The following is a 1,203-nucleotide window of genomic DNA, read 5'->3' as shown; positions in this document are numbered from 1 at the left end:
CCGTCGGTGCCTCGCGCGCCGCCGTCGACGCCGGCTGGTACCCGCACAGCAACCAGGTCGGCCAGACCGGCAAGCAGGTCTCCCCGCAGCTCTACGTGGCCAACGGCATCTCGGGTGCCATCCAGCACCGGGCCGGCATGCAGACCTCGAAGACCATCGTGGCCGTCAACAAGGACCCGGAGGCCCCGATCTTCGAGCTGGCGGACTACGGCGTGGTCGGCGACCTCTTCGCCGTGCTGCCGCAGCTCACCGGCGAGGTCCAGGCCCGCAAGGGCTGACCGCACGACCGAGCACGACACGCCGGAGGGCGTGGCACCGAGTACCCGGTGCCACGCCCTCCGGCGTATGCGCTGCTGCCCCGCGCGGCGTGCGTCCCGCAGGTGGTCCAGGCCTGCTCCGCGACGCCCGCGGCACGTGTGCGGACTACTCGGCGCAGGCCGCCAGGTGCTGGGTGAAGCCGCCCTGGTTCGGCGGCAGCGGGCGCGGCTCGACGGGCTGGACCCGCTCCGGCTCCTCCTGCGGCAGCAGCGTGAGCTCCGGCTGGTCGGAGTCGGGGGCCGGGGTCAGCCGGACCCGGGTGCCCACCGGGACGGTGCTGCGCAGACCGCTGACGATGCACCAGACGTCGAAGCCCTCGGCCATCCGGATCAGCGACTTCTGCCGGGCCAGGGGCGTCCTGGCCTGCTCGACGGCGCACCGGCGCACCACGCCGGTGCCCTGGCTGCGCTCCAGGCGCAGGTCGGTGGAGCCGCAGGTGGGGCAGAGCAGCCGCTGGAAGGTCGGGTTGCTGCACCACGTACAGCGCTGGAAGTACAGCGGGGTGCTGTCGATGTCGGCGTCGACGGCTGAGTGGACCACGGTGTCATCTCCCTGCACTCGGACTGGGCTGCCGGCTCGCTGTGCGTCGCCGGCGTACGGCCGGCGGGCGGCCGGCGGGCGGCCGGGGTGTGTCCTCGGCGTACGTCCGCGATACGGCCTCCGTACGCCAGCAAAAGGATAGGGAACTCAGTACCGCCCTGGGAAGGCACTGAGTTCCCTTTTTGCTACGCGCATGCATAATGAAGGGTACTGAGTACCGTCGCGAAACAGGAGTGCCGATCATGAGCCAGGACTTCGATCTCTTCCGGATCTCCGAGGAGCACGAGATGCTGCGTGAGGCGGTGCGTTCGCTGGCCGAGGCGAAGATCGCTCCGTTCGCGGCGG

The 1,203-nt window shown here is 71.1% G+C and carries 2 protein-coding genes; one reads left to right on the top strand and one right to left on the bottom strand.

From position 1 onward, the window contains the following. Nucleotides 1–278, top strand: a 278-nt coding sequence (locus tag ACZ34W_RS38735; protein WP_465611211.1) for an electron transfer flavoprotein subunit alpha/FixB family protein, incomplete at its 5' end; no start/stop codon positions are given. A 145-nt stretch (nucleotides 279–423) separates the two neighbouring features. On the opposite strand, the gene ACZ34W_RS38730 is transcribed toward ACZ34W_RS38735, so the two are convergent. Further along, a complete protein-coding gene (locus ACZ34W_RS38730; protein ID WP_465611209.1) occupies nucleotides 424–858 on the bottom strand; it encodes a PhlB family protein in 435 nt (144 codons plus the stop codon). Nucleotides 859–1,203: the final 345 nt, after the last annotated feature.

The sequence above is a fragment of the Kitasatospora sp. NPDC022856 genome (genome assembly GCF_055561235.1).
This window is presented reverse-complemented; position numbering and strand designations above follow the sequence as displayed.